The sequence below is a fragment of the Streptococcus infantis genome, assembly GCF_000963255.1.
Lineage (GTDB): Bacteria > Bacillota > Bacilli > Lactobacillales > Streptococcaceae > Streptococcus > Streptococcus nidrosiense.
In genome coordinates, this window is record NZ_JYOV01000007.1 from 1 (window position 1) to 6,725 (window position 6,725).

The window sequence follows — 6,725 nt, forward strand, 5'->3', positions numbered from 1 at the left end:
GTGATTGCGGATGATAGCTTGTGTTCTTCCCTCAAGAACAGTAATGATATTGAGCTGATCAAAATCTTGTGCGATAAAACTCATCTTTCCCTTGGTAAAGGCATACTCGTCCCAAGACATAATCTCTGGAAGACAAGAAAAATCATGCTTAAAGTGAAAGTCATTGAGCTTACGAATGACAGTTGAAGTTGAAATGGATAGCTGATGTGCAATATCAGTCATAGAAGTCTTTTCAATTAACTTTTGAGCAATCTTTTGGTTGATAATACGAGGAATTTGATGATTCTTCTTGACGAGAGAGGTTTCGGCGACCATCATTTTCGAGCAATGATAGCACTTGAATCGACGCTTTTTCAGAAGAATTCTGGTAGGCATACCAGTCGTTTCGAGGTAAGGAATCTTAGAATGTTTTTGAAAGTCATATTTCTTCATTTGACTTCCGCAATCAGGGCAAGATGGGGCGTCGTAGTCCAGTTTAGCGATGATTTCTTTGTAGGTATTCATATTGATGATGTCTAGAATCTGGATATTAGGGTCTTTGATATCGAGCAGTTTTGTGATAAAATGTAATTGTTCCATAGGATTCTTTCTAATGAGTTGTTTGATCGCTTTTCATTATAGGTCATATGGGACTTTTTTTCTACACAAAAATAGGCTCCATAAGATCCATAGGGGATTTACCCACTACAAATATTATAGAGCCCTTTTTATGCTATTAGAATGGTAATTTACCAGCAAAAGCACCTAGTTTCTTTTTAGTTGCTTCATCAATTTGTTCAAGAGCAGCATTGACTGCTTGAACTGTCATATCTGATAGAGTTTCAATATCTTCTGGGTCAACAACTGCTGGATTGAAATCAATTTTTGTAACTTTCTTGTCTCCTGTTAGTGTAGCAGTTACAAGGTTTTGGGCAGAAGTTCCAACAAATTCTGTAGCAGCAAGTTCAGCCTGACTTTGCTCCATTTGTTTTTGAAGTTTTTGAGCTTGACGCATCATGTTTTGCATATTCATCATGGTGGTATATAGCTTCCTTTTCTTTTATTTTCCCTATTATTTTAACAATTTTAACTAGAAAAGTCTATTCTAATTTTAAAGGAGTAAACATTAAATTTTCTGACAATTTGTTGAATAATTAGAAAAACTATGATATAATAAATTTTAAAAATGGGATTCCCATGATTTAATAGGAGCGTTATATGAAAAAACTTGGTTTTATCCTTTTATCTTCGGCATTGTTGTTATCTGCTTGTGCAGTTCGCTTTGAACAATCGTCAACTACAAGTGATTCATCTCAGGTCGCAAAATTATCAGAAGATAACCAAAAATTATTGGATAAGGCAACTAGTGACTACAAAACATTTGTAGAAGAACAGATTGATAAACTATTGACGGATACAGAAGGTTTTGTCCAATTATTGAAGGATGGTAAGCTAGAAGAAGCTAAAAAGGCATACCCTTTAATCCGTATGTCCTATGAGCGCTCAGAACCGATTGCAGAGAGCTTCGGAGAATCTGATGTGAAGATTGATTTTCGATTAGCAGACTATCTAGATGAAAACAAGACCGAAGAAGGTTGGTCAGGTTTCCACCGTATTGAGCGCATCCTTTGGGAAGAAAACACAACTAAAGGAACTGAGTCTTATGGTGACCAACTGGTAAATGATATCAAGGAATTGAAGGCTAAGATTGCGACTGTAGATGTTGATTACAAGATTATGCTAACTGGGGCTGTTGACCTTTTAAATGAAGTAGCGACAAGTAAGATTACTGGGGAAGAGGAGATTTACTCTCATACAGATTTGTATGATTTCCGTGCAAATATCCAAGGTGCTGAGAAGATTTTCCAACTCTTTAAACCCTTGCTTGAAAAATCAGATGCAGCCTTGGTTAAGGAGTTAGAGGAAGATTTCAAATCTGTCAATAGTTTGTTAGACAAACACATGACGGACAAGGAACACTATAAGCTCTATACAGACTTAACGAAAGAGGATACCAAGGAATTGTCTGAAGCAGTCACAAAGCTTGGTGAACCATTATCACAAATGGGTAAATTTCTTGGTGGAGAATAAGTAATATGACAAACAAAGGTGAAAAATTTTTTGAACGAAAAATGGACCGTCGAGAATTTCTAAAAAAAGCAGGTATTGGAGGTGCTGGTCTCGCACTTGGACTCTCCGGTGCTTCTGCTTTTTTCACACCTAAGCTTGATGGTCAAGAGAAAATCTCGTACGGGGATGAAAAAATAGCCTTCTATGGCAAACACCAAGCTGGCATTACAACTGTCATGCAGAAAAACATTTATTTTGTGGTTTTAGATTTGCATACAACTGACAAAGAGAAAATCATCCAGTTATTTAAGGATTGGACGGATTATAGTGCCAAACTTGTAGAAGGAGAATTGGTTAAAAAAGATGGTAACAATAGCCTCTTACCTCCAAGTGATACTGGGGAAACAGTTGGCCTTAACCCTCATCGTTTGACCCTGACCTTTGGAGTTTCGGCTAGTTTCTTAGAAAAGATGAAACTAGAGAACAAACGTCCAACACTCTTTAGAGATTTGCCTCCTTTTCCAAAGGAACAATTACGAGAAAAGTACACGGGAGGAGATATTGTCATTCAAGCTTGTGCAGATGACGAGCAAGTTGCCTTTCATGCCGTTCGCAACCTTATCCGAAAAGGAAGAAATGCAGTTACTCTTCGTTGGAGTCAATCAGGTTTTGCAGCTATCGGTAATCGTATGGAAACTCCTCGAAATCTCTTTGGATTTAAAGACGGGACTGCTAATGTTACCACTGAGAAAGAATTTGATCAGGTTGTGTGGGCAGACAGTAAGGATTGGATGGAAAATGGTTCCTATATGGCAGTTCGTCGCATCCAGATGTTCCTTGATACTTGGGACCGAACCAATCTGGAGGAGCAAGAAAATACCTTTGGGCGCTATAAGGAAAGTGGAGCTCCTTTTGGTAAGAAAAACGAATTTGATGAGGTGAACTTGAGTCTTCTTCCTGACGATTCTCATGTTCGCTTAGCAAAAGAAGTGGATAAACCTCTCCTGCGTCGCTCTTATTCTTATTCTGATGGCATTGATGAAAAGACTGGTCAGTTTGATACTGGTTTGCTCTTTATCTCCTTCCAAAAGGACCCAGATAGCTTTGTTAAAGTTCAGACCAATCTGGGGGCTACGGATAAAATGAATGAGTACGTTACCCATATAGGCAGTGGTCTTTTTGCCTGCTTTGGTGGAGTAGAGAAGGGAGGTTACATTGGGCAGAAATTATTGGAATCCTAAAAGTATTATCCTCCTATGTGCTTGTTTCTTTCTGTTGATTTTTCCGGTAGGAGCTAAGGAAAATTTGAGTCCCTACTTTGTCAAAATAACTGATGCAACTAAAGCTGTTAAAGAAGGCAAACAAGACCAGGCAAGAAAAATAATCGATGAAATTAACAAAGATTTCGAGAAAGTCGAGAATTCTGACTCTGAAGCAGGACGTAAAGTTCAAGAAAAGTTGGCCTTAACTGGTGATATTACTGAAGACCAGCTAACTCAGATTTCTTTAGCCCTTTTGACATTTGAGAAAGAGCAAAATCCAGTCGACCTAGATGCAGAAAAAGAGAAACTTGTTTCACGATTAGAACCTCGTTTTGAAGCCTTAGACAAGGCAATCGCTTCTCAAGATCTGGAAGCAGTAAGAGAAGCCTATAAAAAAATGAATTCAACCTGGACCATCAATGAAGCAGTGGTTCGCGACCATAGTACAGCTCATTACGGACAAGTGGAAACAGCTATTTCTTTCCTGCGTAGTAGCATTGAGACTGAACCAACGAACTTTGATACTATTCAGGCATCCTTTGATGATTTGAAGACAGCCATTTCTAACTTTGTTGAAGGTACAGAAGTTGCGACGACATCTTCGAATCTGACCCTTAAGGATGGAATCGATCTTTTAAAAAAGGCCTTGACACAATTTCAAGCTGGTCAAGATAGTGACGCAGCTGCGACGATGAAGGAGTTTATTACTATTTGGCCAACAATCGAAGGATCTGTAAGTACAACCAATCCTTCGCTTTATATCAAGGTTGAAAGTGAAAGTCCTGTCATCATGGTTAAGGGGAAGGAAAGTGAATATCAAGAAAAGCTTTCTAGCTTGATTGCAGAGCTATCTCAAATTGATACAAGCGCTTCCTATAATGCATTTGACGCCATGCTCATCTTGCTCCGAGAAGGTGTAGAAGCCCTCTTGATTGTCATGGCGCTTGTGACAACTTTGAAAGCTGCTAAGATGAGAAAGAGCCTCAAGTGGGTCTATGGTGGTGCATTTGCGGGAATAGTGGCCAGTCTTTTAATTGCCTATATCCTACAGATTGCCTTTCCATCAGTCACCTCAGGAACTAACCGTGAAATCATCGAAGGTGCAGTCGGGATTTTTGCGGTTATCATGATGATTTTAATCGGTATTTGGCTGCATAGCAAATCTTCTGTTAAAAAATGGAATGCTTTTATGGAATCGCAGATGCAAACTGTCACGAAAACAGGATCGTTCCTTTCTATGTTTGCTCTGAGTTTTCTAGCCGTATTCCGAGAAGGTGCTGAGACGATTTTATTCTATGTGGGGATTCTGTCAAGGATTTCTAGTTTTGATTTTGTCCTTGGAATTTCTCTGGCCCTCTTAGTCTTAATCGTGATTGCTTTTGTGATGAACAAGGCCAGTCAATTTTTCCTACCTCATAAGGTTTTCTTCATCCTGACTTGGATGATTTATGCCTTAGCCTTTAAGATGACGGGAGTTAGTATCCATGCCTTACAGTTGACAAATATAATTCCAAACCATCTGATCTCAGGAATACCAAGTATTGATATATTGGGAATTTACCCTAGTTGGGAAGGGTTAGCAGGTCAGACTCTCTTTATCCTCGTAGTTTTTCTAATTACCATTAGACAGGATGAAAAATGATGGATCAAAAGGAATTGACAATTATTGAACATTTGGTAGAATTTAGAAAGAGATTGCTAGCAGTAGTTGTTTGCTTCTTTCTGGTTTTCTGCATTTCACTATTATTTGCCGATCAGGTTTATCAATTTATCACACAAGGCTTTAGTCAGAAGTTGATTGTCTTAGGGCCAAATGATATTTTATGGATTTATCTTCGTTTGGCAAGTTTGATGGCCTTTAGCCTTACCTTGCCCTTTACCGTTTATCAAGTCTGGAGTTTCGTCCGACCAGCCCTTAAAACTGAAGAAGCAGGGGCGATTTTTGCTTATATCCCTGCAACTTTCCTTTGTTTTATCTTGGGGTTAGCTTTTGGCTTTTATTTTGTCACACCAGCTATACTTCAGGTCTTACTGGGACTAGGTGAAAACTTATTTGAAACGCAGTTAACGGCACAAAATTATCTAGCTTTTGTCTTTCAAACTACTGTACCACTAGCATTTATCTTTGAATTGCCAGTTATCATTGCTTTCTCAACCTCAATTGGTTTGATTGGGCCTGGCCTACTCATTGCTTATAGACGTTATGCATACTTCATTTTATTGGTATTGGCTGTTATATTGACACCTGCTGATTTTATTAGCGATTTAGCGATGACTGTTCCTTTAATCTTATTGTATGAGGTTAGTATCGCTATTAGTAAATGGATTATTAAGAGAAAAAGGAAAGGAGAAAAAAATGGGAATCTTACGTGATATTGGTGCGCCAGGCTTAATAGTCATTGTCCTTGGAGCATTGTTGATTTTTGGACCAAAACGTTTACCAGAACTAGGCGAATCAGTAGGAAAAATGCTTGCCGAGTTTAAGAAAGCCGTTAAGGGCATCGGTGAGCAAGAAGAAAAATAAACGAAAAATGATTGAATAGAGTTGAGAATTGTTAGCTTGGAATTATCTGGCTCTTTGTCAACTGTAGTGGGTTGAATAAAAAGCTAACATCTGGAGAGGACAACGATTGTCCTCTCCATTTTTATATTCAGAGCGATGAAAATTCGTTTCTTAAAGTTATCAAAGTTCCTAAAACCAAAAGCATTTCGTTTGATGAGTTTAATGAGATTATTGGTTGCTTCCAATTTGGCGTTGGAATAAGGTAATTGAAGGGCGTTGACAATCTTTTCTTTAACCTTGAGGAAGGTTTTCAAGACAGTCTGAAAAAGAGGATGAACCTGCTTTAGATTTTCCTCAATAAGTCCGAAAAATTTGTCAGGCTCTTTATTCTGAAAGTGAAAAAGCAAGAGCTGATAGAGATTATAGTGGTGTTTCAAGTCTTCGGAATAGCTCAAAAGCTTGTCTAGAATTTCTTTATTCGTTAAGTGCATGCGAAAAGTAGGGCGATAAAATCGTTTATCGCTGAGTTTACGACTATCTTGTTGGATGAGTTTCCAATAGCGCTTGATGGCCTTGTATTTATGAGATTTTCGATCAAATTGATTCATGATTTGGACACGAACCCGACTCATAGCTCGGCTAAGATGTTGAACAATGTGAAAACGATCTAGAACGATTTTAGCACATGGAAAAAGCTGTTTAGCTAAGGCATAGTAAGGACTAAACATATCCATAGTAATGATTTTCACTCGACATCGGACTGCTCTATCGTAGCGAAGAAAGTGATTGCGGATGATAGCTTGTGTTCTTCCCTCAAGAACAGTAATGATATTGAGCTGATCAAAATCTTGTGCGATAAAACTCATCTTTCCCTTGGTAAAGGCATACTCGTCCCAAGACATAATCTCTGG

8 protein-coding genes are annotated in these 6,725 nt (G+C 38.4%); 5 read left to right on the forward strand and 3 right to left on the reverse strand.

Features of this window, described 5'->3' with window-relative positions:
* Both TZ96_RS02815 and TZ96_RS02820 read right to left on the reverse strand, forming a co-directional pair.
* A partial coding sequence (locus TZ96_RS02815) for an ISL3 family transposase (RefSeq protein WP_045762794.1) occupies positions 1–579 on the reverse strand: 579 nt, incomplete at its 3' end.
* 136 nt (positions 580–715) lie between these two features.
* A complete protein-coding gene (locus TZ96_RS02820) occupies positions 716–1,015 on the reverse strand; it encodes a YbaB/EbfC family nucleoid-associated protein (RefSeq protein WP_000981533.1) in 300 nt (99 codons plus the stop codon).
* 182 nt (positions 1,016–1,197) lie between these two features.
* Between TZ96_RS02820 and efeO the strand changes: the two genes are divergently transcribed.
* The 5 genes from efeO to TZ96_RS02845 are packed head-to-tail and all read left to right on the forward strand — an operon-like array spanning position 1,198 to position 5,835.
* Positions 1,198–2,070 (forward strand): iron uptake system protein EfeO, encoded by an 873-nt coding sequence (efeO, locus tag TZ96_RS02825; RefSeq protein WP_000732970.1) that lies wholly within the window; start codon positions 1,198–1,200, stop codon positions 2,068–2,070.
* 5 nt (positions 2,071–2,075) lie between these two features.
* Positions 2,076–3,290, forward strand: coding sequence for an iron uptake transporter deferrochelatase/peroxidase subunit (gene efeB, locus TZ96_RS02830; RefSeq protein WP_045762795.1), 1,215 nt, complete (start codon positions 2,076–2,078; stop codon positions 3,288–3,290).
* The gene (locus TZ96_RS02835) at positions 3,265–4,953 is read left to right on the forward strand and encodes an FTR1 family iron permease (RefSeq protein WP_045762796.1); all 1,689 of its coding nucleotides are present in this window, start codon (positions 3,265–3,267) and stop codon (positions 4,951–4,953) included. Before efeB ends, TZ96_RS02835 begins: the two co-directional genes overlap by 26 nt.
* Positions 4,953–5,684, forward strand: a complete 732-nt coding sequence (gene tatC, locus TZ96_RS02840) for a twin-arginine translocase subunit TatC (RefSeq protein WP_045762797.1) — start codon at positions 4,953–4,955, stop codon at positions 5,682–5,684. Before TZ96_RS02835 ends, tatC begins: the two co-directional genes overlap by 1 nt.
* Complete coding sequence (locus TZ96_RS02845; RefSeq protein ID WP_000512114.1) at positions 5,668–5,835, forward strand: twin-arginine translocase TatA/TatE family subunit; 168 nt, start codon at positions 5,668–5,670, stop codon at positions 5,833–5,835. Before tatC ends, TZ96_RS02845 begins: the two co-directional genes overlap by 17 nt.
* Positions 5,836–5,918: 83 nt before the next feature.
* Here the strand turns inward: TZ96_RS02845 and TZ96_RS02850 are convergent.
* The coding region (locus TZ96_RS02850) for an ISL3 family transposase (protein WP_045762798.1) at positions 5,919–6,725 on the reverse strand (807 nt) is incomplete at its 5' end.